The sequence below is a fragment of the Mesorhizobium hawassense genome, from assembly GCF_003289945.1.
Taxonomy (GTDB): domain Bacteria; phylum Pseudomonadota; class Alphaproteobacteria; order Rhizobiales; family Rhizobiaceae; genus Mesorhizobium; species Mesorhizobium hawassense.
Genome location: NZ_QMBP01000007.1, coordinates 232800 through 255446, shown reverse-complemented (window position 1 = coordinate 255446; position 22647 = coordinate 232800). Strand labels below are relative to the sequence as shown.

The following is a 22647-nucleotide window of genomic DNA, read 5'->3' as shown; positions in this document are numbered from 1 at the left end:
CGGTCGGGAGGCGCCGGTGGCCGTCGGTATGCCGATCTTGCCGCGCGGCTTTTCCGTCGGATGCCTTCGGACGGCTCTGGCTCCGCGCGCCGACTTTTGCCAGAGTGGCCCATGCAGAGGACTCGCCAATGACGAACGCCAAGCCGACAAGCGCCGCAAAGCCAAAGCCCTGGACGGAGGTGGCGACACATCTGGTCGACGTCGCGATGGGCCGGAAGCCCGCCGATCTGGTCATCCGCAACGGGCGCTGGGTGAATGTCCATTCCGGCGAGATCATCCCTGGAACCGATATCGCGATCGCCGGCGGCCGCTTCGCTTATTGCGGACCGAACGCCAGCCACGCCATCGGGCAGGGCACCAAGGTGGTCGATGCCGGCGGACGCTATCTCGTGCCCGGTCTATGTGACGCTCACATGCATGTCGAAAGCGGCATGGTGACGGTGACGGAGTTCTGCCGCGCGGTGATCCCGCATGGCACCACCTCGATGTTCATCGATCCGCACGAGATCGCCAATGTGCTGGGACTGCCGGGCGTGCGGCTGATGCATGACGAGGCGGTCGCGATGCCGATCAACGTGCATGTGCAGATGCCGTCCTGCGTGCCGTCGGCGCCCGGGCTGGAGCACGCGGGTGCCGAATTGACGGTGGCCGACGTGGCCGAAGCGATGACCTGGGAAAACATCATCGGGCTCGGCGAAGTGATGAATTTTCCGGGCGTCGCCGCCAACAATCCGGTGATGTCGGGCGAGATCGCCGAGACGGTCAAGGCTGGCAAGACGGTCGGCGGACATTATGCCTCGCCCGATCTCGGCCTGCCGTTCCACGGCTATGTCGCGGGCGGCGCCGAGGACGACCATGAAGGCACGCGCGCCGAAGACGCGATCGCGCGCGTGCGCCAGGGCATGAAGGCGATGCTGCGGCTGGGTTCAGCCTGGTACGACGTCGCGGCGCAGATCAAAGCGGTGACCGAAAGCGGCGTCGACCCGCGCAACTTCATCCTGTGCACCGATGACAGCCATTCAGGCACGCTGGTGCATGAAGGCCATATGGACCGGGTGGTGCGGCATGCAATCCAACAGGGCTTGAAGCCGGTGACGGCGATCCAGATGGCGACGCTCAACACCGCGCAGCATTTCAGGCTGGAGCGCGAGGTTGGATCCATCGCGCCCGGACGGCTGGCCGACCTCCTGATCGTTTCCGATCTTGCCGAGATGCGGATCGACGAGGTCTATGGCCGTGGCGTGAGACTGGCCAAAGCCGGCAAGCTCGAGATCGACATTGCGGCCTATGACTACCCGGAGTCGGCGAAGAACACGGTCAAGCTCGGCAAGACGCTCGCCGCGTCGGACTTCGATATCGCCGCTCCAGAAGGCGCCAACGAGGTGCGGGCGCGGGTGATCGGCGTGATCGAGAACCAGGCGCCGACGCGCGCGCTGGAGGCCGACTTGGCCGTCGAGGACGGGCTGGTCGCCATGGATCGCCGCAACGACGTCTGCCAGATCGCCCTGGTCGAGCGCCACCGCGGCACGGGCGGCGTCACCAACGCCTTCGTTTCCGGCTTCGGCTATGTGGAAGACTGCGCGATGGCGTCGAGCGTGGCGCATGACGCGCACCACATCATCGTCGTCGGCACCAACAAGGAAGACATGGCGCTCGCGGTCAACCGTCTGGGCGAGGTGGGCGGCGGAGTAGTGCTCTATTCCAAGGGCAAGGAACTGGCGCTGGTCGAGATGCCGATCGCCGGCCTGATGTCCGACGAACGCGCCGAAATCGTCGCGGCCAAAGCCGATCAACTGACCGATGCGATGCGCAAGGTCGGCTGTTCGCTCAACAACGCCTATATGCAGCACTCGCTGCTGGCGCTGGTTGTCATTCCGGAGCTGAGGATTTCGGATGTCGGTCTGGTCGACGTGACGACGTTCCAGAAGGTCGACCTCTTCGTCTGATCGGGAACGGGCGCTCTATCTTGTTGTTTTGACGCAATTCCGGACGGAAGGCTGCGGCGAAGACGCCGAGCCCAACCGCTCACACTTTTCCTGGAATTGCTCCAGCTGATCATTCGCCGCCAGTGGCTATGGTCAGCACCTTGAACGGCGTGGTGATGACCACTTCCGCGACCGATCCCACGGCCTTGCCGAGACCTTGGCCGATATTTTCCAACCCGGCCCCCTGAGGTTCGTCCGCCCGCAGGGCGGCTGGCGTGCGCAGCCGGTCGCCGAGCAACTGCACCAGGACCGGATTGTCCGCGAACTTGGCATGGTTCAAACGGTCGCCGCCTTTGGTGTTGGTCAGATCGACCACGACGACACCGTAGCTCGCGAGGTCGGCGGCATTGCCGTAGTCGCCGACGCGCGGCTTGTCGCCGGAAATGAAACTCGACAGTTTCAGAGCCCTGTCATCGCCCGAAAGCAATATGGCGAACGGCTTGTCCGGCTTGCCGTAGCGGATCATCTGTTTCTTGAAGACATCGACGTCGATGTCCGGCGACGCCAGAATGACATAGCCGAGCTTGCCGTTGAGATCGCGGTCGCCGGTGATGGCGAGCTGGCGCAGCGCCTCCATCGTCAGCCAGGTGCCCATCGAATGGGCGATGATGTCGATGCTCTTGACGTGTGTCTTGGCGAGCATCCGCAGCGTTGCTTCGAGGTCGTCGCGCGCGGCGGTCGAGCTATCCTTGTCGTAGATGTAGCCGGTGGTCTTGCCGCTCGATGCCCAGGAAAACAGCACCGGCGTGCCCGGATATTTGGTGTCGTGCGCGATCTGCGTCAGGCGGAACACACCGTCGTCGAAGCCGTTGTTGAAACCGTGCACGAAGACCAGGGCACGATCGCCGCTTACGGCGATGTTGGCGCCGACCGCTTTTGCGAATTGCTGGGCGTCGCCATAATGGACGACGTCGGTAGCCGTGAACTGCTTGGCCGGGTTGCTGTCGGCCGAGCCCTTCTCGCGCTCGATCGCGCCGACCTGGTGGATTTTCGGCACGGTGACGTCGACGAGCGCATAGTTGGTGGTCGGCGAACGGTCGCCGTCGAACACCTGGCGCGGATCCTTGGTCGCCTGCTGGCGGGTCGTGGCGACGAAAATCTCGTGCCTTGCGGCGATGTCGGAGGCCGGTGCCGCAACCGGCTTGCGGTTGAGAAGGTCGTGCGCGCTCTGGCCGGCGCAGCCGCTGACGGCGAGCGCAAACGCAAGGCCAAGCACGATCCTGACACGCACGATCACCCGGGATCCCCCAAGGGCGGCAACCTCTCCTGCTATTTCGATAAAGCCAGAGGGCTGCCGGGTCCAGTTCAAAGTCAGAAACCGCGCGGATACGGTTACTGCGAGGCCAGTTGTCGGATGCGATCCGTCACATCGCGATCGCTGGCAAGGCCGTCGTCCTCGCGCAGACGCTGGCCGATCATCTGCACCATCATCGGGTTGTCGGCGAATTTGGTGTGATTGAAGCTGTCGGCGCCCTTGAGCTTGGAGAGGTCGACAACCGTGACGCCATAGGAGGCGAGGTCGGCGGCATCCCTGTAGTCGCCGACGCGGGGCCTAGAGCCGGCGATCAGGCCGGACAGCCGCAGCGCCCGGTCGTCGTCCGACAGGAGCAGAATGAAGGGCTTGTCCGGCTTGCCGTAGCGGCGCATCTGGCTCTTGAAGACGTCGACGTCGATGTCGGGCGAGGCGAGCACGACATCGCCGAGCTTGCCGCTGAGATCCCGGTCGCCGGTGATGGCGAGCTGGCGCAGCGTCTCCATCGTCACCCAGGTTCCCATCGAATGGGCGACGATGTCGATGCGCCGGGCGCCGCTCTGCGCCAGCATCCTCAGCGTCACTTCCAGCTGATCGCGGGCGGCGGCGGCACTTTCCTTGTCGTAGACGTAGTCGGTGGTCTTTGCGCCGGAAGCCCAGGAGAACAGCACCGGCGTTCCAGGATAGCCGGAATCGTGGACGATCTGGGTCAGCCGGTAGACGGCATCGTCGAAGCCGGTGTTGTAGCCGTGCACGAAGACCATGACGCGACCGCCGCGGGCTTCGATGTCGGCATTGAGGGCGCTGGCGAATTTCGGTTGCGTGTCGTAGCCGACGACTTCGGAGGCCATGAAATATTTCGTCGGGTCGTCCGACTTGCCCCGCGAACGGCGCTCGATCTGGCCGGTCTGGTGAACCGGCGGAACGGTAACGTTGACCCGGGCATAGTTGAGCGTCGCCGAGCGTTCGCCGTCGAAGACTTTGTTCGGGTCGTCGGATCGCTTGCGCGTGGTTGCGATGAAGATCGAATGGTTGCCGGCGATCTCGGTCGCCTGCGTCGGCACGACGACGCTGCCCAGGATTTCCTGCGTCTGGTGGCCCGCGCAACCCGCCATCAGCAGGCTAAGGGCAATGATCAGAATGGTTTTCAACCGCACTTCGACACTTCCACTGCAATTCCACTTCCGGCCACGATTGGCCAGCCACCTCCGCCAAAATCTCCCGGACAGCCGAAGTGCGGCTAAAGTAAGTCGTGTCCAGCGGAAATTGGCTCGGCGCCGGGCGGCGGTGATCCTACTGTTGCGCGAAAGCCAAAAGGGCGGCAGGAAGGTTTGCCGGCACGGGCCACGCCACCCTGGCGCGTGCGGCCGAGATCAAATGAGGGATTTGTGGTGAACAGCTTTTCCGCCCGCGTTGCCGTGGCCGCCGAAGCGATCCGCGGAATTTTTCCGGAAACGCCGCTGCAGGAGAACGACTATCTGTCGAAGAAGACCGGTGCCCGCATCCTTTTAAAGCGCGAGGACCTGACGCCCGTACGCTCGTACAAGATCAGGGGCGCCTTCAATTTCTTCCGCAAGGCGCTCGCCGCCGGCAACAATGCGGAGTTGTTCGTCTGTGCCTCGGCCGGCAACCATGCGCAGGGCTTTGCCTTCGTCTGCCGCCATTTCGGCAAAAAGGGCGTCGTGTTCATGCCGGTGACGACGCCGCAGCAGAAGATCGACAAGACACGGCTGTTCGGCGGCGAATTCGTCGAGATCAGGCTGGTCGGCGACTTTTTCGACGATTGCTACCGCGCCGCCTTCGAATTCACCGAAAACGCCGGCGCGCACATGGTGCCGCCCTTCGACCACAAGGACATCATCGAGGGCCAGGCGACGGTTGCCTATGAGATCGCGGCCCAGATGCCGGGCGGGCGCGTGCCCGATATCGTCATGCTGCCTGTAGGGGGTGGGGGCCTTGCCGCCGGTGTCACTCACTATTTCGCCGATCAGCATCGCGACCCGCGTTTCGTGTTCTGTGAACCGGCCGGCGCGCCGAGCCTCAGCGAGAGCCTTGCCAGCGGCAAGCGCGTCAGGCTCGCCAAGGTCGACAATTTCGTCGACGGCGCCGCAGTGGCCGAGATCGGCCGCGAGCCGCTGCGCCATCTCAAGGACTTCACCGCCGATGCGGTCCGGCTGGTTCCGGAGAACCGGCTCTGCGCCACCATGATCGAAATGCTGAATGTCGAGGGAGTGGTGCTGGAACCGGCCGGCGCGCTGGCAATCGACGCGCTCAAGGATTTTTCGCGCAAGGAGATCAGGGGCAAGACCATCGTCGCGGTCGTCTCCGGCGGCAATTTCGACTTCGAACGGCTGCCGGACGTGAAGGAAAGGGCGCTGCGCTTCGAGGGGCTGAAAAAGTATTTCATCATCCGCTTTCCGCAGCGGCCGGGCGCGCTGCGCGATTTCCTCGAAATGCTCGGTCCTGACGACGACATCGCCCGCTTCGAATATCTGAAAAAGTCGGCGCGCAATTTCGGCTCGGTGCTGATCGGCATCGAAACCAAGGACCGGCGCAATTTCGACCTGCTGAAGGCCAATTTCGACGCCGAGGGTGTGCAGTACCAGGACATCACCGACAACGAGACGCTGGCGGGGTTCATCATATGAGCGCAAAAGGCTCGATCTTCGTCGCGCTGTTTTCCGGCATCAATGTCGGCGGCAACCGCATCGTCAAAATGGCGGAACTCAAAGCCTTCTTCGAAAGCCTCGGCTTCAGCGATGTCGCGACCTATGTGCAGAGCGGCAATGTCGTGTTTCAGGCAAAGAAGGCGGATGCGGCGGCGCTGACCAAGGAACTCGAAGCGGCCTTCGAGAAGAAATGGGGTTTCAGTTCGCGCATCATGGTGCGCGATGCCGGCTGGTTCGAGCGGCTGGTGAAGGACAATCCTTACCCTGAAGTCGCCGGTGAACCGACCAAGCTGCATGCCTATGTGCTGGAGCGCGAGCCGACCGCCGAGGAAACGACGCGGCTCGCCGACAAATGCACCGGTCCGGAGCAGTTCGAGATCAAGGGCGACGTGCTCTACCTGCACGCACCGGACGGGTTGGGAAAGTCGGTGTTCGCCAACCTCATTCCACGCACGTTGAAGGTCCCAGGCACGGCGCGCAACTGGCGCACCGTGCTGGCGTTGCTCGAAATGGCGGGCAAGGCAGGTGTTTGAAACCTAACCTGACTCAAGCGGCCTTTTGCCAGTCGAAGCTCAATTCCTCCCGGAAGGCGAAGCGCTTGATATGATCGGCGACCACCGTCTCCAGCCGCTCCAGCGCGGCGCTGTCGTCAGCTGCCAAAGCGATATGCAGCGCCTTTTCGTCGGCGTCCATAACGGTGCGGCCGATCGAAAGCTGGATGGCGCCGTGCCGCGGGTCGAACTCGACCGGGAATTTGTGCGACCAGTGTTTGCAGAGCTGCTGCAGATAGCGGCTGGCATGTTCGGTGGCGACATCGGCGCGGCTGGTCAGCATTGAATTCTCCTGGCGGATGAAGAAACGCCAGCCTCGAAAGGCTGGCGCCAATTGCAGATAGATAGGCGAGGCTTGGTGAAACGCCAGAGCGGTTCACCGTTTCGCGGAAACGGCGAACCGCTCTGTCTCTTTGTTTTGACGCAATTCCGAAACGGAAAACCGCCCACACTTTTCCTGGAATTGCTCCAGCGGTCGCCAGTCAAATCGGCGTGGACCGCCGACTTTACCAGACACCGGTGTTGGACATCGAGGCCCATGGTTCGGCCTTCGCCTTGGCCGGGCCTTTCTGCAGCAGCTCGATCGAGATGCCGTCCGGCGAGCGGATGAAGGCCATGTTGCCGTCGCGCGGCGGACGATTGATGGTCACGCCATTGTCCATCAGCTTCTGGCAGGTGGCGTAGATGTCGTCGACCTCATAGGCGAGATGGCCGAAATTGCGGCCGCCCTTATAGTCTTCGGGGTCCCAATTGTAGGTCAGCTCGACCAGCGGCGCCTTCTCGTTGATGCCGCTCTGCTCGTCTTCCGACGCGGCGAGGAAGATCAGCGTGTAGCGGCCCTGCTCGTTTTCGTAGCGGCGGACCTCCTTGAGGCCGAGCTTGTTGCAGTAGAAATCGAGCGACTGGTCGACATCGGCGACGCGGACCATTGTGTGGAGATAGCGCATATCGGTTTCCTCGGGGGCGTTGCGTTGCGGCGCACCATAGGAGCCGCTCGGTCAAAGGGCAATCGTCGGACATATCGGCGCAATGGTCGATTTTTGGCCGGCTGCCGTCCGCCCGGCGACGCCGGCAAACGACATTTCAGCCTTTCCGGTGTTCAACGGTGAAAAAAGGCACGTCAGCCCTTGCACACCCCGGAAGCCGCAGTGTTAAGCTGACGTCAAGAATCAGTTGCAGTTCAGTTGAAAAAAGGGGGCATTCTTATGGGGGAAAAAGCCTCTTTCACGGGGCGGGACGGAAGCCTTGACGACGCCTTGCAGCGGGACAGCGGCGGCGACTCCGCCGAGTTCGTTGAAATCGCCGGCGCTATCAAATGGTTCGACGTGGCCAAGGGCTACGGCTTCGTTCTTCCGGACGACGGCGTCTCGGGTGATATCCTCCTCCATGTGACTTGTCTTCGAAGGGACGGCTTCCAAACGGCGCTCGAAGGCGCGCGGGTCGTCTGCCTCGTGAAACAGGGCGAGCGCGGGCTGCAGGCGTTCCGCGTCCTTTCCGTGGATGCCTCGACGGCCGTCCACCCGGCGGAGCAGGAGCAGCGCACCCATGTCACCGTGAACGCGGAGAGCGGCCTAGAGCGGGCGCTGGTCAAGTGGTTCAACCGCACCAAGGGTTTTGGCTTTCTGACGCGGGGCGAGGGAACCGAGGATATCTTCGTCCACATGGAGACCTTGCGGCGCTACGGCATAACCGAGCTCAGGCCTGGCCAGGTCGTGCTCGTCCGCTTTGGACGCGGCGACAAAGGCCTTATGGCCGCCGAAATCCACCCCGATATGGGCACCTTGTCGGTCTCGCATTGAGGGCCACTCGACGCATTTGATTCGTCCCTTGCCGCGGCACGACCCTATTGTCCGAAAACCGGTTCCACTTACCCGGATCATGGTTTAGGACAGGCCCGGACGAGGTACCCTATATGGCTCATCGCAATTGGCTGACTGCGGGCGCGCTCTGCGCCGCGATCGTTTTCGCCGCCTATTTCAGCGTTCTGAAGCCGAGCGCGGCGGATGCGATGCTGCTGCCGATCGACCGGACGCCGCTGGTAGTGGCGACCGGTTCGGGCGATCGTTCCTTCTCCATCGAGATCGCCGACACCTCGGCCGAGCGCGAGGCAGGGTTGATGTTTCGCCAGTCCATGGCCGACGATCACGGCATGTTGTTCGTGTTCGAAAGAACCGGCGAGGTGGATTTTTGGATGAAGAACACGCCGATGGCGCTCGACCTCATCTTTATCGGCCAGGACGGCAGGATCAAAGCCATCAAGCGCGGCGAGCCCGAATCCGAAGCGATCATCTCGCCCGGACAGCCCGTGCGCTTCGTGCTCGAGCTGAAGGCAGGCACCGCGGCCAGGGACGGCATCAAGGAAGGCGATGTCTTGCGCCATCCTTCCATCGGCGCGAGCGCCGGTTCCAACTGAGAAGCAATTTCTGCCGATGCAATTCCTTTCGCATGACGGTTTCGAGCTTGCCTTCCTCGATCGCCAGCCGGCATCGGGGCAGGGCGATCCCGTGCTGATGATCCACGGCTTTGCCTCCAGCCACTATGTCAACTGGGTTTCGCCGGGGTGGTTCAAGACGCTGAACGACACCGGCTACCGGGCGATCGCCTTCGATCATCGCGGCCACGGCTCGTCGTCGAAGAGCTATGACGAGGCCGACTACACGCCGGAAAAGATGGCTTCCGACGCGGCCGCGCTGCTTGATCAGCTGGGCATCGAGCGGGCGCATGTCATGGGTTACTCGATGGGCGCGCGCGTCTCTGCTTTCCTGGCGCTCTCCTATCCGCAGAAGGTGGCGACGCTGGTGTTCGGCGGCCTCGGCATCGGCATGGTCGACGGCGTCGGCGACTGGGACCCGATCGCGGCGGCGCTGCTGGAGGAGGATCCCTCCCAAACCACGCATCCGCGCGGCCGCTCGTTCCGCGCCTTCGCCGACCAGACGCGCAGCGACCGGCGCGCGCTCGCGGCCTGCATCGCAAAGTCGCGCGAACTGCTCAGCGAGGCCGATATGGCGCGTATCGCCCAGCCGACGCTGGTCGCCGTCGGCACCAAGGACGATATCGGCGGTTCCCCGGACGAGCTTGCCGCCCTGATGCCCAATGCCGGGGCGTTTCACATCGAAGGCCGCGACCACATGCTGGCCGTCGGCGACAAGAGCTTCAAGCAGCGCGTGCTCGAGTTCTACGCCGAAAATCCGCTTTGAGCGCGCTGCGCTTCTCGCGGCTGGCAATGGTTGACCTTCTCGCCACCCAAATGGGAGATGCTGACGCCGCCGCAGGGCCGCCGCATCTGTCACCTTCGCCCTGTCCCGCCATGACCATCCGGCGGCCCAGCCGGTCTATGAACGCGCTGGATTCGAGCCTTACGCGCGACGAATCGAGACCTTTCCGGATTAAGCGGTCCTGCCTTCCAGCGCCGCGAGCGATCGCTCGATGTTCTGCCTCGCCTTCGGCTCGAAACGCCGCCGGAACTCGGCTGTGTAGAAAATATCTGGCCGGGCGAGGAAACTCTTCAGGACGGCCGAGCGGCCGGCGCGCCACATCGGCTCCTCCACCCAGCCATACTCCAGCCGGACCGCTTTCTCATAGGCATCGAATACAGCCGGTTCGGCACCTAGGATCGCCAGATCCATGTCGAGCAAAAGGGCCGCATCGTTGAGCGCATTCTCGTCGCGGAAAGACGGCAATTGGTGCATGGCCGTGGCGTTGATCATCGCCGCGATGCGGGCGAGGCGAAGCGGATTGGCACGTCCGACGAGCTTCTTCTCTGCCAGCTCGGCGCTTTTTGCCTCATTGTCCTTGGCGCGGCTGTCATAGATGGCATCGTGAAACCAGATCGCCGCCTCGACGGCACCTCGATCGTCGAGCAGGCCCCGATATTCTCGAGCCAGCGCCAGCATGGCCTCGATATGAGCCAGGCCGTGATAGTGGCGATCTTTGGCTCGATAGAGCGCGGCAAGCTCGCTTTTCAGCGCGTCGTCGATCAGCGTTTCTTCTTCCATGGCGAATTTTCCCGGGCCGCTGGCGGCAAGACAGCGCAAGTCGCCGTCAACTTCAACAGCATTGTCGTCAGCCGATTGACCAAAATGGGCTGCGGCGAGAAGCTGCACACCAGTCACTGAACCAGAACTGAACCGGAGGAGCTTGGCATGAGCAGCGGGAGCGCACCAAAACCGGGCATGATCGACATGAAGCTGGAGGCCGTCGTCATTCCCGTTGCCGACGTCGATCGAGCCAAGGCCTTCTATGTCGGCTTGGGTTGGAGGCTCGACGCCGACTTCGTGGTCGGCGACACATTTCGGGTCGTGCAGTTCACCCCGCCGGGCTCGCCTTGTTCGATCCATTTTGGCACGGGTATCACCTCCGCCGCGCCCGGTTCGGCAAAAGTGCTTTATCTGATTGTGACCGACATCGAAGCGGCTCGCGCCGAACTCGTGGCGCGCGGCGTCGAGGCAAGCGAAGTGTTTCATCGCAACGGCGCCGGCCAGCCGCCGATCAAGGGCCGGCATCCGGAGGGGCGCAGCTATTCCTCATTCGTCACCTTCAGCGATCCGGACGGCAATGGCTGGCTGTTGCAGGAGATCACCCAGCGTCTGCCTGGCCGTGTCGATGCCAAGGACACGGTCTTCACCTCGGTGACGGGCCTTGCCGCAGCGTTGCGGCGAGCGGCCGCGGCGCACGGCGAGCACGAGAAGCGCACCGGCGGCCAGTATGACACGAACTGGCCCGACTGGTATGCCGCCTACATGGTGGCGGAGCAGGCCGGAACGACGCTGCCGGAATAGGCTCTGGCGCCGAGTTTTAGGGCTGAGAATGCGAAAATGGAGCGATTTCGAACGCGATCTCGATCAAGGGTTCGTTTTCCATCGTCGCTTGAATTTGCGTGAACCATGTCCATTTGACAAAGCACTAAGGAAAATTGAGTTCAACCGTGCTATGATCTAGCCTATATGTGCCGCCGGAGAAAGAGTAAGGCCGGAGAGCGTCGATGAACAGCGTTACGATTGCCCGCCCCAGCATGGTGCAGCCGGTCGACCCGATCTGGCGATCGATCCGTGACGAGGCGATGGAAGCGGTCAACCGCGATCCGCTGCTCGCGGCTTTCCTCTATGCGACCGTCTTAAACCAGGAGAGCCTGGAGGAGACGGTCATTCACCGGCTGGCCGAGCGCCTCGATCACCAGGACATCGGCTCCGACCTCATCCGCCAGACCTTCAAGGCCATGCTGGCCGACGATCCAGACTGGAGCACGACGGTGCGTGTCGACATCCAGGCCTATTACGACCGCGACCCGGCCTGCGACCGTTTCATCATGCCGGTGCTCTATTTCAAGGGTTTTCACGCCATCCAGACGCATCGCCTGGCGCATTGGCTGTGGAACCAGGGCCGCCGGGACTTCGCGCTCTACCTGCAGAGCCGGTCGTCCTCGGTGTTCCAGACCGACATCAATCCGGCCGCGCGCATCGGCAAGGGCATCTTCATCGACCACGCCACCGGCCTAGTCGTCGGCGAGACGGCGGTCATCGAGGATGACGTGTCGATCCTGCACGGGGTGACGCTGGGTGGCACCGGCAAGGCCAATGGCGACCGTCATCCAAAGATCCGTCGCGGCGTGCTGATCGGCGCCGGCGCCAAGATCCTCGGCAATATCGAGGTCGGTCATTGCTCGAAGATCGCCGCCGGATCGGTGGTGCTGTCGCCCGTCCCGCACAACAAGACGGTCGCTGGCGTGCCGGCGCGGGTCGTCGGCGAGACCGGCTGCGACCAGCCCTCGCGGCAGATGGACCAGCTCCTGCCGTCGCAGAGCATGGATCACGTCGTCAGCTTCGACATCTGACTTTGCCGTCGCGGGAACCGCCGAAATCCGGCCGCCCGGTCTCGGCCGGCTTGTCCTATGCAATTGTGCCGGCTTGCCTTTACATGGCCATTGTTGGCGTGTCAGAAGCGCGTTCCAACGAACAAGGCCGACATTTCGGAGAAGACTTTTGAAGCCTGACGAAATCAGAAAGCTGGACGCCTATTTCAAGCGCGTCTTCCAGAATCCCAAGCTGCAGGTCAAGGCGCGCCCGCGCAAGGAAGACTCGGCCGAGGTCTATGTCGGCGACGAGTTCCTCGGCATCGTCTTCAAGGATGAGGACGACGGCGACTACAATTTCTCGATGGCCATTCTCGACATCGATCTGGCCTAGAGCGTTTCACCGTTTCACGGAAACGGCGAACCGCTCTATCTCTTTGTTTTTACGCAATTCCGGACGGAAAACCGCTCACACTTTCCTGGAATTGCTCTAAGCCAGCAATTCATCCGGCCGGGACGCGCGACACCGCCGCCCGGCCCATTACGACCTTCAGGCGAAAGCCGCCTAATCCTGGCAATGCCGCGGGATATGGACCCGCCGCCAGCTGGTCGAACCTTCCCGCACCACCACCCGACGCGCCACCGTTCCGTAAGAAGGCGGGATTTCCCGCACGCGCACCTGCTCCGGCCGCACCAGCACTTCGTGGGCGACGCTCTCATATTCGGCCGGCACGACCACACGCCGGGCGCGTTCCGGCCTGACCACGACGGTCTCGGCGACGCGAGCATAGCGGGCCTTGCGCCATATCTTGCACAGCACCTTGCGGCCATGGATGACGCGCCATTCCCAGGTGTATCCGCCGTCGTCGACCTTGACCGTGTGGTAGACCGTGCGTGTGGCCGCCGGGACGGTCTCATAGGTGACGCGCGGCGGCGCGATCTGCTCCACGCCCTGATAGGTGCCGTAAATCGGCGCGTCGTAATCGACCACCTGTCCGCCGGGGCTCAGCATCACGTCCTCATAGACGGTGTCGTAAAGCGCCGGCCTGTGGATCGGCTCGTAGCATTCGAGTGCACGCCCGCCGGCGGCGGTTTCCGAGACGGTGGCAAGCATCGCGACTGCCGCGAGCGATGCGGAGCTTTTGCGGATCATGACATTCCCCCGTTGAAAAGGACGCCTTCACAACGCAGGACTGTAGCGGAAGGTCCGGGGGTGGACAGCGATTTCAAGGCTTTGCGTTAAGCGGCGCGGTTAAGGAATTGCTACCTCGCGGATGGCTTCGGCGGGCCAACAGGAGCCGAGCCCATCTTGAAGGGGCCAAATCCTCCGCGTTTCACCGGCCGTCCCGCTTGATTCGAGTTAACCAGATGGCTAGGAGAGGCGGCCTTGCGCTAGGGTGAGCCGGCATCCTATTTAGATCGTAACCGATCCAGAACGATTCCGCGCGATTGCTGACCTATCACCGTGCCGGAATTCCTCTCCAACAAGGGTAGTCCATGAAGAACCCCGTTGAAACCTACATGAACCTCGTTCCGATGGTGGTCGAACAGACCAATCGCGGCGAGCGTGCCTATGACATCTTCTCGCGCCTCTTGAAGGAACGCATCATCTTCATCACCGGCCCGGTCGAGGACGGGATGGCGACGCTGGTTTGTGCACAGCTTTTGTTCCTCGAGGCGGAGAACCCCAAGAAGGAGATCAACCTCTATATCAATTCGCCGGGCGGCGTCGTCACCTCGGGCATGGCGATCTACGACACCATGCAGTTCATCAAGCCGGCCGTGTCGACGCTCTGCATCGGCCAGGCCGCTTCGATGGGCTCGCTGCTTTTGACCGCCGGCCACAAGGACATGCGCTTTGCCACGCCGAACGCCCGTATCATGGTCCATCAGCCGTCCGGCGGCTTCCAGGGCCAGGCTTCGGACATCGAACGTCATGCGCAGGACATAATCAAGCTGAAGCGCCGCTTGAACGAGGTCTATGTCAAGCACACCGGCAAGAGCTATGACGAGATCGAGAAGACGCTCGACCGCGACCATTTCATGACCGCGGACGAGGCCAAGGACTTCGGCCTGATCGACAAGGTCATTTCGAGCCGTGAGTCGACCGAGACGGCGACCGCCTGACCTGGACTAACAGCCAAATGGCAGCATAACGCGCTTTTGGCGTGTTTTGCGGCATTTCGGCCACATTTGGCTGTTCCCTCAGGCGTTGGGATTGCCTACGTTAAGGCTATGTTGATTTTCGACGGCTTAGCTTTGCGTGGGGTTGCTTCGAATCATTGCCGCGTTTTCTGATTTCGTGTTTCGTACGGGATGCGCTGTGTGAGCCGGGACACTGGCGGTGGCGGATTCCCGCGATAGATTGGTGAGACGTCACTCGAGCCAGACCATCGGCGGGCGTTGGTGAAAGGACAGGAAAATGAGCAAGGTCGGCAACAATAGCGGTGATTCAAAGAACACGCTTTACTGCTCGTTTTGCGGCAAGAGCCAGCACGAAGTCCGCAAGCTGATCGCCGGTCCGACCGTCTTCATCTGCGACGAGTGCGTCGAGCTCTGCATGGACATCATCCGCGAGGAGAACAAGACCTCGATGGTGAAGTCGCGCGAGGGCGTGCCGACACCGCAGGAGATCCTCAAGGTCCTCGACGACTACGTCATCGGCCAACCTTACGCCAAGCGCGTGCTGTCGGTGGCGGTCCACAACCACTACAAGCGCCTCGCGCATGCCGGCAAGAACAACGACGTCGAACTGGCGAAGTCGAACATCCTGCTGATCGGCCCGACCGGTTGCGGCAAGACGCTTCTTGCGCAGACGCTCGCCCGCATCATCGACGTGCCGTTCACGATGGCCGACGCCACGACGCTGACCGAGGCCGGTTACGTCGGCGAGGACGTCGAGAACATCATTCTGAAGCTGCTGCAGTCAGCCGACTACAATGTCGAGCGCGCCCAGCGCGGCATCGTCTATATCGACGAAATCGACAAGATTTCGCGCAAGTCGGACAATCCCTCGATAACCCGCGACGTGTCGGGCGAGGGCGTGCAGCAGGCGCTCCTGAAGATCATGGAAGGCACGGTCGCCTCCGTACCGCCGCAGGGCGGCCGCAAGCATCCGCAGCAGGAATTCCTGCAGGTCGACACCGCCAACATTCTGTTCATCTGCGGCGGCGCCTTCGCGGGCCTCGACAAGATCATCTCGGATCGCGGGCGCAAGACCTCGATCGGCTTCGGTGCCACCGTGGCGTCGCCCGAGGATCGCCGCACCGGCGACCTGTTCCGCCAGGTCGAGCCAGAAGACCTGCTGAAATTCGGCCTGATCCCGGAATTCGTCGGCCGTCTGCCGGTTCTGGCGACATTGGAAGACCTCGACGAACCGGCGCTGATCCAGATCCTGACCGAGCCGAAGAACGCGCTGGTCAAGCAGTATCAGCGGCTGTTCGAGATGGAAAATGTCGACCTGACCTTCCACGAGAACGCGCTGTCGGCGATCGCCAAGCGCGCCATCGAGCGCAAGACTGGCGCGCGCGGCCTGCGCTCCATCATGGAAGCGATTCTGCTCGACACCATGTTCGAGCTTCCGGCGCTGGAAGGCGTGCGCGAAGTGGTGATCTCGGAAGAGGTGGTGACCGGCAGCGCCCGGCCGCTTTACATCTATTCCGAGCAGAAGGAAAAGAAGGGCAATGTCAGCGCCTGAAATGGCATCTGGCCCACAATTTTCATGGAACGGCGCCCGCGTGGCGCCGTTTTGCTGTGAAAGGCGGGAAGGCATGCAATGGAACGGGTCGAGCGACCGTGTTAACCCTTGATCTTTGCCCCGGCTGCATCCACCTAACAGCAGAAGGCCGAGGCGCCGAATTCTGTGCTGTAAAACTCCCGTCACAAACGGTGGTAGGCGGAACGACACTCGGTCGTTAATATGAGATTCGCGGTTGGCTAAAATAAGCGGCCGCGACATGAAAGGTTGGACAATGGCCAAGATATCCAAGGCTTCCGGCGACGGCGTTTACGCGGTCCTCCCACTGCGCGATATCGTCGTGTTCCCGCATATGATCGTTCCGCTCTTCGTGGGCCGTGAAAAGTCGATCAAGGCGCTGGAAGAGGTTATGGGTCAGGAAAAGCAGATCCTGCTTGCCACCCAGATGAATGCAGCAGACGACGATCCTGAGCCTGATGCGATTTTCGACATCGGCACGCTCGCCAATGTGCTGCAGCTTTTGAAGCTTCCCGATGGCACCGTGAAGGTGCTGGTCGAGGGCGCCTCGCGCGCCAAGATCGTCTCGTTCACCGACCGCGCCGATTTCCATGAGGCCCGCGCCACCGCGCTGGCCGAGCCGGAAGAGGAAGAGGTCGAGATCGAGGCGCTTGCCCGCTCGGTCGTCACCGACTTCGAGAATTACGTCAAGCTGAACAAGAAGATCTCGCCCGAAGTGGTGGGTGCGGCCAGCCAGATCGACGACTATTCCAAGCTCGCCGATACGGTTGCCTCGCATCTCGCCATCAAGATCCCCGAGAAGCAGGAGATGCTCGCCACGCTTTCCGTCAAGGAGCGTCTGGAGAAGGCGATGGGCTTCATGGAAGCCGAAATCTCCGTGCTCCAGGTGGAGAAGCGCATCCGCTCGCGCGTCAAGCGCCAGATGGAGAAGACGCAGCGCGAGTACTACCTCAACGAGCAGATGAAGGCGATCCAGAAGGAGCTTGGCGAGGGCGAGGACGGCCGCGACGAGGCCGCCGAGATCGAGGCGCGCATCAAGAAGACCAAGCTTTCCAAGGAGGCCCGCGAGAAAGCGGAAGCCGAACTGAAGAAGCTGCGTTCGATGTCACCGATGTCGGCTGAATCGACGGTGGTGCGCAATTATCTCGACTGGTTGCTGTCGATCCCGTGGGGTAAGAACTCCAAGGTCAAGCAGGACCTGGCTTTCGCACAGAACGTGCTCGACACCGACCATTTCGGCCTCGACAAGGTCAAGGAGCGCATCGTCGAGTATCTCGCCGTGCAGAGCCGCCAGAAGAAGCTGAAGGGGCCGATCCTGTGCCTCGTCGGACCGCCCGGCGTCGGCAAGACCTCGCTCGGCAAGTCGATCGCCAAGGCGACAGGTCGTGAGTTCATCCGCATGGCGCTCGGCGGCGTGCGCGACGAGGCCGAGATCCGCGGCCACCGGCGGACCTATATCGGCTCGATGCCCGGCAAGGTCATCCAGTCGATGAAGAAGGCCAAGAAGTCCAACCCGCTCTTCCTGCTCGACGAGATCGACAAGATGGGCCAGGACTTCCGCGGCGATCCGTCATCGGCCCTGCTCGAGGTGCTCGATCCCGAGCAGAACTCGACGTTCATGGACCATTACCTCGAGGTCGAATACGACCTGTCGAGCGTGATGTTCGTGACGACGGCGAACACGCTGAACATCCCTGCGCCCCTGATGGACCGCATGGAGATCATCCGTATCGCCGGCTACACCGAGGACGAGAAGATCGAGATCGCCAAGCGTCACCTGATGCCCAAGGTGATCCGCGACCATGCGCTCCAGCCGAACGAATTCTCGGTCGGCGAGGACGCGATCCGCGGCATCATCCAGACCTACACGCGGGAAGCCGGCGTGCGCAGCCTCGAGCGCGAGCTGATGAAGCTCGGCCGCAAGGCGGTGACCGAGATCCTGCGGACGAAGAAGAAGACGGTGAAGATCACGGCGGACAACCTCGCCGATTATCTCGGCGTGCCGCGCTTCCGCTTCGGCCAGGTCGAGGCCGACGATCAGGTCGGCGTGGTGACGGGTCTTGCCTGGACGGAAGTCGGCGGCGAGCTGCTGACGGTCGAAGGCGTCATGATGCCCGGCAAGGGCCGCATGACGGTGACCGGCAACCTGCGCGACGTGATGAAGGAATCGATCTCGGCGGCGGCCTCCTATGTCCGCTCCCGCGCTCTCGATTTCGGCATCGAGCCGCCGCTGTTCGACAAGCGCGACATCCATGTCCACTTGCCGGAAGGCGCGACCCCAAAGGACGGCCCGTCCGCCGGTGCCGCCATGGCAACGGCGATCGTGTCGGTGCTGACGGGTATCCCGGTCCGGGCCGATGTGGCGATGACCGGCGAGATCACGCTGCGTGGGCGCATCCTGCCGATCGGTGGCCTGAAGGAGAAGCTGCTCGCGGCCCTGCGCGGCGGCATCAAGAAGGTCCTGATCCCGGAAGAGAACGTCAAGGATCTGGCGGAGATTCCGGACAATGTGAAGAACGGCATGGAGATCGTGCCGGTTTCGCGGGTCGGCGAGGTGCTCGCGCACGCGCTCACCAGGATGCCGGAGCCGATCGAGTGGGTCGAACCGGTCAATGCGCCGGCTCCAGTCGACAGCGGCGATGACACCGGAAAGTCGCTCGCGCACTGACAAAAGTTAACGGTGCGGTGCACAAAGAGAGAGCCGGGCTTCGAGCCCGGCTTTTTCATGTGAAAAAGCCACGAAAAAATGCAAAAAAGCCCGGAATTCCGCGGTTTTTGGCTTGGGTTCCGGAACGCTTCTTTCTAAAGTCCGTTTCCTGCCGGATGAGTCGTAAGTTCCGGTTTTCTCATGGAAGGGAATTTTTATGAACAAGAACGAACTGGTGTCCGCCGTCGCCGACTCCGCAAGCATTTCGAAGGCTGATGCGCAGTCCGCCGTCGATGCGGTGTTCTCCGTGATCACTGGCGAACTGAAGAAGGGCGGCGATGTCCGGCTTGTCGGCTTCGGAAATTTCACCGTGTCAAAACGCGCTGCTTCGACCGGCCGCAACCCGCAGACCGGCGCGGAAGTGAAGATTCCGGCCCGCACCGTGCCGAAGTTCTCGGCCGGCAAGGGTCTCAAGGACGCGGTCAACTAAGACCTTTTTGTTTAAGATCAGAAAAGCCGGGCTTGCCCGGCTTTTCTTTTTGCGGCTGATGAAGCGGCTCAGGCCGTCGGCGCGTCGCCGCGCATCAGGCCTTCTTGTTTCAAATCCGCCCACAGCGCCGCCGGTATTTTGGTGTCGAGTAGCGCCCGGTTGCTTTCCACTTCGGCCGGCCGCTGGCCGCCGGGGATCACCGACATCACCGAAGGATGCTGCAGCGGAAATTGCAGCGCCGCCTCGATCAGGCGCACATTGTGGCGCTTGCAGACGGCCTCGATGAGCGCCACGCGATCGAGGATTTCCTTCGGCGCTTCGCTGTAATCGTAGAAGGCACCGGGCTTCGGCCCAGTGGCAAGCACGCCGGAATTGTAGGGGCCGCCCAGCACGATGCCGATGCCGCGCTTCTGGCAAAGCGGCAGGAAGCTGGCCAGCGCCTCCTGCTCGAGCAGCGTGTAGCGGCCGGCGAGCAGGAACAGGTCGAAGTCGCCGCGCTCGGCAAGCGTCTGGGCGACCTGCCACTCGTTGATGCCGCCGCCGAAGGCCTTGATCACGCCTTGGTCGCGCAGCGCCAGCAGCCCGTAATAGCCGGACGACATGAACTCCTCGATGCGGGCATCCGAGGCTTGCTTGCTGCCATGGGTGAAGATGTCGACGTCGTGGACGAAGAGGATGTCGATGCGGTCGACGCCGAGGCGTTCCAGCGAGGCCTCGAAGGATCGCATGACGCCGTCGTAGGAGTAGTCGTAGACTTCCCGGCGCGACGGCGTCTCGAAGAACTTGCCGATGCCGGTGCGCTGTTCCGGCGGGACGACGCGCATGATGCGACCAACCTTGCTCGACAGCACATAGTCGTCGCGCTTCCTGCCGCGCAGAAAGGGGTTGAGGCGAGTTTCCGACAGGCCGAGGCCGTAAAGCGGCGCCGTATCGTAGTAACGGCAGCCCGCCTTCCAAGCCGCCTCCAGGGTGGCATTGGCGTCCTCGTCGGAGATGGCGCGGTAGAGATTGCCGAGCGGCGCGGTGCCGAAGCCGAGCTCGGTGAAGGTGATGCCGCCATTGCCGATGCGGTCGAAATGCCGTGTCTTCATGTCTGACGATGTCCCGGAGTGATTTGTCTGACATGACACTATCACGCTGGTGGCCCAGCAAAAGTGCCGAGGCTCGTTGGACAGCGATTTTCGCGGTGGTAGCATGAACAAAAACAAGCCTTTCGCGGCGGTGAGCCGCAAATCCATAGAGGCTTAGTGACACCTCCGCATACAGGGTGAGCCGTCATGACCAAAGCCGGATCAGGCATGTTCGCGACCGCGCTGGACGAACTGGGCGCAGTGCTGGCGCGCACCGATGAAGCACGGATCGACGCCGCCTGCGAAATGCTCGCCGGCGCGGGCAAGATCGCCGTCTATGGCTGCGGACGCGAGGCGCTGCAGGTGAAGGGCTTCGCCATGCGGCTCTACCATCTCGGCCTGCCGGTGTCGGTCGTCGGCGACATGACCGCGCCGCCGCTCGGGCGGGGCGACGTCTTCCTGGCGAGTTCAGGGCCGGGCGAGACCACCACGGTGCTGACCTTGATGCGGGTTGCCCGCGAGGCCGGCGCGAAGGTGCTGCTGTTGACGGCGGAACCGGCAAGCAGCGCCGAGAAGCTTGCGGACTTCACTTTGCTCATCCCGGCGCAGACGATGGCCAGCGACCAAGGCGCGGCGAGAACCTCGGTGCTGCCGATGGGCTCGCTGTTCGAAGGCGCGCTGTTCCTTCTGTTCGAAATCATGGTGCTGAAGCTCAAAGCGCTGACCAACGCCTCGCCGGAAGCGATGCGCGCCAGACACACCAATATGGAGTAGGGGATGCGCTACGAGCTCATGCTGCCGCACCAGATCGGCAAGGCGATCGAGGAGAACTGGCCGGTCGTGCTGCCGCTCGGCGTGCTCGAATACCATGGCGAGCACATGGCCGTCGGCATGGACACTTTAGCCGTCATCAAGACGGTGGAGCTGGTCGAGAAAGAGAGGGACCTCGTCATCCTGCCGCCCTTCTATTACGGAGCGGCAAGCTATGCGGTGGCGGCGCCGGAAGGCAGCGGCTCGGTGCAGGTCGGCGGTCCGGTGCTTTCGCCCTTCGCGGAGGAATTGTTCTACGGCCTGCTACGCATCGGTTTCCGCAACATCCACGCCGTCATCCATCACCAGACCGAGAATTTCGCGGCCGGCATGCCGACCGATCTCGCCTTCAAGAGCGCCGGCCGGCAGGCGATCTTTAGGTTCCTCGAAAAGGAGCGCGGCGAGGGTTGGTGGGGATCGAACACGATGGCCGACTACTACGCCGGCCATGCCCAGGGCGAAAACGTCTTCAACTGGGTGCAGGTGCATCCGCTGATGCCCGCGACGATGAACGGCAAATATCCGTTCGACCATGCCGGCATCGGTGAGACCTCGCTGATGTTGGCGCTATGTCCCGAGGCGGTCGACGAGAAGCGTTTCGCCGACAACACCGGCTGGTACACGAAGAGCGCGGCCGATGCTTCGCCAGGGCTCGGCAAGATCGGCGTCGCCATGATCCTCGACCATCTCAGGGCGATATTGGTGCGATAGGCGCGGTTCTTCCTTCTCCCACAAAGGAGAAGGATGGGGCCTATTTCACCGAACCGGCCGTCATGCCCATGATCAGATAGCGTTCGAGCGCGATGCCGAGGATGGCCAGCGGCGCGATCGCCGCCGTGGCCAAAGCTGCCATCGACCACCAGTTGATGCCTTGCGAGCCGGTCTGGCTCGCCACCATGACGGGAATTGTCTTGGCGTCCGTCGAGGTCAGAAGGGCGGCGAAGAAATACTCGTTCCAGCACAGCACCATCGCCAGGATGAAAGCGGCGACCATGCCGGGCAGCGCGATCGGCATGACGATGCGGAAGAAGGCGCCCCAGATCGAAAGCCCGTCGACCAAAGCCGCCTCCTCCAGCTCGACAGGGATCGAGTTGAACTGGTCGCGCATGATCCAGATGACGATCGGCAGCACCATCAGCGTGTAGAGGAGCACGAGCCCGACGCGCGTGTCGAGGAGCGCCACTTCCCGGTAGAGCACCAGGAAGGGGAGAGCGAGCACGACCGGCGGCAGGATCAGCTGCGATAGGAAGAAGAAGGATATGTCCTCGTTCTTGAACCAGGCGAATTTGTAGCGGTAGCGAACGAGGCCATAGGCGGCGAGGCTGCCGATGATGATGGCGAGGCCCGATGCGCCGACGGAGGTGATGACCGAATTCATGAAGCGCTTGAAGAATTCGTCGCGCACGGTCGAGGTCTCAAAAATCGAATCCGGCGACAGGCCGAGCGAGCGCCAGCCCTTCCAGTCCGGCTGGAAGTCGACGAAGGGAATGAGATGTCCTTGAGTGACGTCGACCGCCGATTTGAACGAGGTGGTGATCGTCCAGTAGATCGGGAACAGGCAGACGAAAGCCCAGAATACCAGCGCGCCATAGATGAAGACGCGGCTGGCGACGAAGGCCGCCGGTGAGCGGATTTCGGAGACGGTGTAATCGGTGGTCTGGACGCTCATG

23 protein-coding genes are annotated in these 22647 nt (G+C 62.4%); 15 read left to right on the top strand and 8 right to left on the bottom strand.

Translation table 11 applies throughout. The features are described 5' to 3' along the window. Window positions 1-128: 128 nt before the first annotated feature. Window positions 129-1946: an adenine deaminase gene (gene ade, locus DPM33_RS17095; protein WP_112098612.1), complete on the top strand. Its 1818-nt coding sequence runs from the start codon at window positions 129-131 to the stop codon at window positions 1944-1946. 109 nt (window positions 1947-2055) lie between these two features. Here ade and DPM33_RS17090 read toward each other — a convergent pair whose 3' ends face one another. Together DPM33_RS17090 and DPM33_RS17085 are read right to left on the bottom strand one after the other, a co-directional pair. Next, complete coding sequence (locus DPM33_RS17090; protein WP_112098611.1) at window positions 2056-3222, bottom strand: alpha/beta hydrolase; 1167 nt, start codon at window positions 3220-3222, stop codon at window positions 2056-2058. Window positions 3223-3317: 95 nt separating this feature from the next. After that, a complete protein-coding gene (locus tag DPM33_RS17085; protein ID WP_245442193.1) occupies window positions 3318-4352 on the bottom strand; it encodes an alpha/beta hydrolase in 1035 nt (344 codons plus the stop codon). A 276-nt stretch (window positions 4353-4628) separates the two neighbouring features. Here DPM33_RS17085 and ilvA point away from each other — a divergent pair, with 276 nt between their 5' ends. After that, complete coding sequence (gene ilvA / locus DPM33_RS17080; RefSeq protein ID WP_112098668.1) at window positions 4629-5885, top strand: threonine ammonia-lyase IlvA; 1257 nt, start codon at window positions 4629-4631, stop codon at window positions 5883-5885. Continuing rightward, window positions 5882-6439, top strand: coding sequence for a DUF1697 domain-containing protein (locus tag DPM33_RS17075; RefSeq protein ID WP_112098609.1), 558 nt, complete (start codon window positions 5882-5884; stop codon window positions 6437-6439). The genes ilvA and DPM33_RS17075 overlap by 4 nt, the downstream gene beginning before the upstream one ends. Window positions 6440-6452: 13 nt before the next feature. Here DPM33_RS17075 and DPM33_RS17070 read toward each other — a convergent pair whose 3' ends face one another. Further along, window positions 6453-6740: a DUF2218 domain-containing protein gene (locus DPM33_RS17070; RefSeq protein WP_112098608.1), complete on the bottom strand. Its 288-nt coding sequence runs from the start codon at window positions 6738-6740 to the stop codon at window positions 6453-6455. 223 nt (window positions 6741-6963) lie between these two features. After that, a complete protein-coding gene (gloA, locus tag DPM33_RS17065) occupies window positions 6964-7404 on the bottom strand; it encodes a lactoylglutathione lyase (RefSeq protein WP_112098607.1) in 441 nt (146 codons plus the stop codon). A 258-nt stretch (window positions 7405-7662) separates the two neighbouring features. On the opposite strand from gloA, the gene DPM33_RS17060 reads away from it, so the two are divergent. The 3 genes from DPM33_RS17060 to DPM33_RS17050 all read left to right on the top strand — a co-directional run bounded on the left by DPM33_RS17060 (window position 7663) and on the right by DPM33_RS17050 (window position 9654). After that, window positions 7663-8256 carry a cold-shock protein gene (locus DPM33_RS17060; RefSeq protein ID WP_112098606.1) on the top strand — a complete coding sequence of 198 codons (594 nt, stop codon included), beginning with the start codon at window positions 7663-7665 and terminating at the stop codon, window positions 8254-8256. A 113-nt stretch (window positions 8257-8369) separates the two neighbouring features. Next, on the top strand, window positions 8370-8870 hold the full coding sequence (locus tag DPM33_RS17055; protein ID WP_112098605.1) for a DUF192 domain-containing protein: 501 nt from the start codon (window positions 8370-8372) through the stop codon (window positions 8868-8870). A 16-nt stretch (window positions 8871-8886) separates the two neighbouring features. After that, window positions 8887-9654: an alpha/beta fold hydrolase gene (locus DPM33_RS17050; RefSeq protein WP_112098604.1), complete on the top strand. Its 768-nt coding sequence runs from the start codon at window positions 8887-8889 to the stop codon at window positions 9652-9654. A 189-nt stretch (window positions 9655-9843) separates the two neighbouring features. Here the strand turns inward: DPM33_RS17050 and DPM33_RS17045 are convergent, their stop codons facing one another. Continuing rightward, complete coding sequence (locus DPM33_RS17045; protein WP_112098603.1) at window positions 9844-10452, bottom strand: HD domain-containing protein; 609 nt, start codon at window positions 10450-10452, stop codon at window positions 9844-9846. Window positions 10453-10599: 147 nt separating this feature from the next. On the opposite strand from DPM33_RS17045, the gene DPM33_RS17040 reads away from it, so the two are divergent. The 3 genes from DPM33_RS17040 to DPM33_RS17030 all read left to right on the top strand — a co-directional run bounded on the left by DPM33_RS17040 (window position 10600) and on the right by DPM33_RS17030 (window position 12639). Then, window positions 10600-11235: a VOC family protein gene (locus DPM33_RS17040; protein ID WP_167449101.1), complete on the top strand. Its 636-nt coding sequence runs from the start codon at window positions 10600-10602 to the stop codon at window positions 11233-11235. Between the two features lie 203 nt (window positions 11236-11438). Continuing rightward, complete coding sequence (gene cysE, locus DPM33_RS17035) at window positions 11439-12287, top strand: serine O-acetyltransferase (protein ID WP_112098602.1); 849 nt, start codon at window positions 11439-11441, stop codon at window positions 12285-12287. Between the two features lie 148 nt (window positions 12288-12435). Continuing rightward, complete coding sequence (locus DPM33_RS17030) at window positions 12436-12639, top strand: DUF3126 family protein (protein WP_027166457.1); 204 nt, start codon at window positions 12436-12438, stop codon at window positions 12637-12639. A 171-nt stretch (window positions 12640-12810) separates the two neighbouring features. On the opposite strand, the gene DPM33_RS17025 is transcribed toward DPM33_RS17030, so the two are convergent. After that, window positions 12811-13398, bottom strand: coding sequence for a hypothetical protein (locus DPM33_RS17025; RefSeq protein WP_112098601.1), 588 nt, complete (start codon window positions 13396-13398; stop codon window positions 12811-12813). 344 nt (window positions 13399-13742) lie between these two features. Here DPM33_RS17025 and clpP point away from each other — a divergent pair, with 344 nt between their 5' ends. The 4 genes from clpP (at window position 13743) to hupB (ending at window position 19097) form a co-directional block, all read left to right on the top strand. Next, a complete protein-coding gene (gene clpP / locus DPM33_RS17020; RefSeq protein WP_112098600.1) occupies window positions 13743-14372 on the top strand; it encodes an ATP-dependent Clp endopeptidase proteolytic subunit ClpP in 630 nt (209 codons plus the stop codon). Window positions 14373-14667: 295 nt separating this feature from the next. Next, complete coding sequence (gene clpX / locus DPM33_RS17015) at window positions 14668-15942, top strand: ATP-dependent Clp protease ATP-binding subunit ClpX (protein ID WP_112098599.1); 1275 nt, start codon at window positions 14668-14670, stop codon at window positions 15940-15942. A 274-nt stretch (window positions 15943-16216) separates the two neighbouring features. Continuing rightward, entirely contained in the window at window positions 16217-18628 is a 2412-nt protein-coding gene (lon, locus tag DPM33_RS17010) for an endopeptidase La (RefSeq protein WP_112098598.1), read from the top strand. Window positions 18629-18824: 196 nt separating this feature from the next. After that, window positions 18825-19097, top strand: a complete 273-nt coding sequence (gene hupB, locus DPM33_RS17005; protein WP_027166452.1) for a DNA-binding protein HupB — start codon at window positions 18825-18827, stop codon at window positions 19095-19097. A gap of 68 nt (window positions 19098-19165) precedes the next feature. Here the strand turns inward: hupB and DPM33_RS17000 are convergent, their stop codons facing one another. After that, window positions 19166-20188, bottom strand: coding sequence for an aldo/keto reductase (locus tag DPM33_RS17000; protein ID WP_112098597.1), 1023 nt, complete (start codon window positions 20186-20188; stop codon window positions 19166-19168). A 186-nt stretch (window positions 20189-20374) separates the two neighbouring features. Here DPM33_RS17000 and DPM33_RS16995 point away from each other — a divergent pair, with 186 nt between their 5' ends. After that, window positions 20375-20941 carry an SIS domain-containing protein gene (locus DPM33_RS16995; RefSeq protein WP_112098596.1) on the top strand — a complete coding sequence of 189 codons (567 nt, stop codon included), beginning with the start codon at window positions 20375-20377 and terminating at the stop codon, window positions 20939-20941. Window positions 20942-20944: 3 nt separating this feature from the next. Further along, window positions 20945-21688, top strand: a complete 744-nt coding sequence (locus tag DPM33_RS16990) for a creatininase family protein (RefSeq protein WP_112098595.1) — start codon at window positions 20945-20947, stop codon at window positions 21686-21688. A 40-nt stretch (window positions 21689-21728) separates the two neighbouring features. Here the strand turns inward: DPM33_RS16990 and DPM33_RS16985 are convergent, their stop codons facing one another. Then, window positions 21729-22646 carry a carbohydrate ABC transporter permease gene (locus DPM33_RS16985; RefSeq protein ID WP_112098594.1) on the bottom strand — a complete coding sequence of 306 codons (918 nt, stop codon included), beginning with the start codon at window positions 22644-22646 and terminating at the stop codon, window positions 21729-21731. Between the last annotated feature and the right edge of the window lies 1 nt (window position 22647).

Excerpts from the sequence above, each read along its gene's own strand:
- DPM33_RS17050 (WP_112098604.1), top strand. The coding sequence starts at position 8,887 with ATGCAATTCCTTTCGCATGACGGTTTCGAGCTTGCCTTCCTCGATCGC.
- DPM33_RS17070 (WP_112098608.1), bottom strand. The coding sequence starts at position 6,740 with ATGCTGACCAGCCGCGCCGATGTCGCCACCGAACATGCCAGCCGCTAT.
- DPM33_RS17045 (WP_112098603.1), bottom strand. The coding sequence starts at position 10,452 with ATGGAAGAAGAAACGCTGATCGACGACGCGCTGAAAAGCGAGCTTGCC.
- clpX (WP_112098599.1), top strand. The coding sequence starts at position 14,668 with ATGAGCAAGGTCGGCAACAATAGCGGTGATTCAAAGAACACGCTTTAC.
- DPM33_RS17075 (WP_112098609.1), top strand. The coding sequence starts at position 5,882 with ATGAGCGCAAAAGGCTCGATCTTCGTCGCGCTGTTTTCCGGCATCAAT.
- DPM33_RS16985 (WP_112098594.1), bottom strand. The coding sequence starts at position 22,646 with ATGAGCGTCCAGACCACCGATTACACCGTCTCCGAAATCCGCTCACCG.
- DPM33_RS16995 (WP_112098596.1), top strand. The coding sequence starts at position 20,375 with ATGACCAAAGCCGGATCAGGCATGTTCGCGACCGCGCTGGACGAACTG.
- clpP (WP_112098600.1), top strand. The coding sequence starts at position 13,743 with ATGAAGAACCCCGTTGAAACCTACATGAACCTCGTTCCGATGGTGGTC.
- DPM33_RS17000 (WP_112098597.1), bottom strand. The coding sequence starts at position 20,188 with ATGAAGACACGGCATTTCGACCGCATCGGCAATGGCGGCATCACCTTC.
- cysE (WP_112098602.1), top strand. The coding sequence starts at position 11,439 with ATGAACAGCGTTACGATTGCCCGCCCCAGCATGGTGCAGCCGGTCGAC.
- hupB (WP_027166452.1), top strand. The coding sequence starts at position 18,825 with ATGAACAAGAACGAACTGGTGTCCGCCGTCGCCGACTCCGCAAGCATT.
- DPM33_RS17040 (WP_167449101.1), top strand. The coding sequence starts at position 10,600 with ATGAGCAGCGGGAGCGCACCAAAACCGGGCATGATCGACATGAAGCTG.
- DPM33_RS17085 (WP_245442193.1), bottom strand. The coding sequence starts at position 4,352 with ATGGCGGGTTGCGCGGGCCACCAGACGCAGGAAATCCTGGGCAGCGTC.
- DPM33_RS17060 (WP_112098606.1), top strand. The coding sequence starts at position 7,663 with ATGGGGGAAAAAGCCTCTTTCACGGGGCGGGACGGAAGCCTTGACGAC.
- ade (WP_112098612.1), top strand. The coding sequence starts at position 129 with ATGACGAACGCCAAGCCGACAAGCGCCGCAAAGCCAAAGCCCTGGACG.
- DPM33_RS17055 (WP_112098605.1), top strand. The coding sequence starts at position 8,370 with ATGGCTCATCGCAATTGGCTGACTGCGGGCGCGCTCTGCGCCGCGATC.
- DPM33_RS17025 (WP_112098601.1), bottom strand. The coding sequence starts at position 13,398 with ATGATCCGCAAAAGCTCCGCATCGCTCGCGGCAGTCGCGATGCTTGCC.
- lon (WP_112098598.1), top strand. The coding sequence starts at position 16,217 with ATGGCCAAGATATCCAAGGCTTCCGGCGACGGCGTTTACGCGGTCCTC.
- gloA (WP_112098607.1), bottom strand. The coding sequence starts at position 7,404 with ATGCGCTATCTCCACACAATGGTCCGCGTCGCCGATGTCGACCAGTCG.
- DPM33_RS16990 (WP_112098595.1), top strand. The coding sequence starts at position 20,945 with ATGCGCTACGAGCTCATGCTGCCGCACCAGATCGGCAAGGCGATCGAG.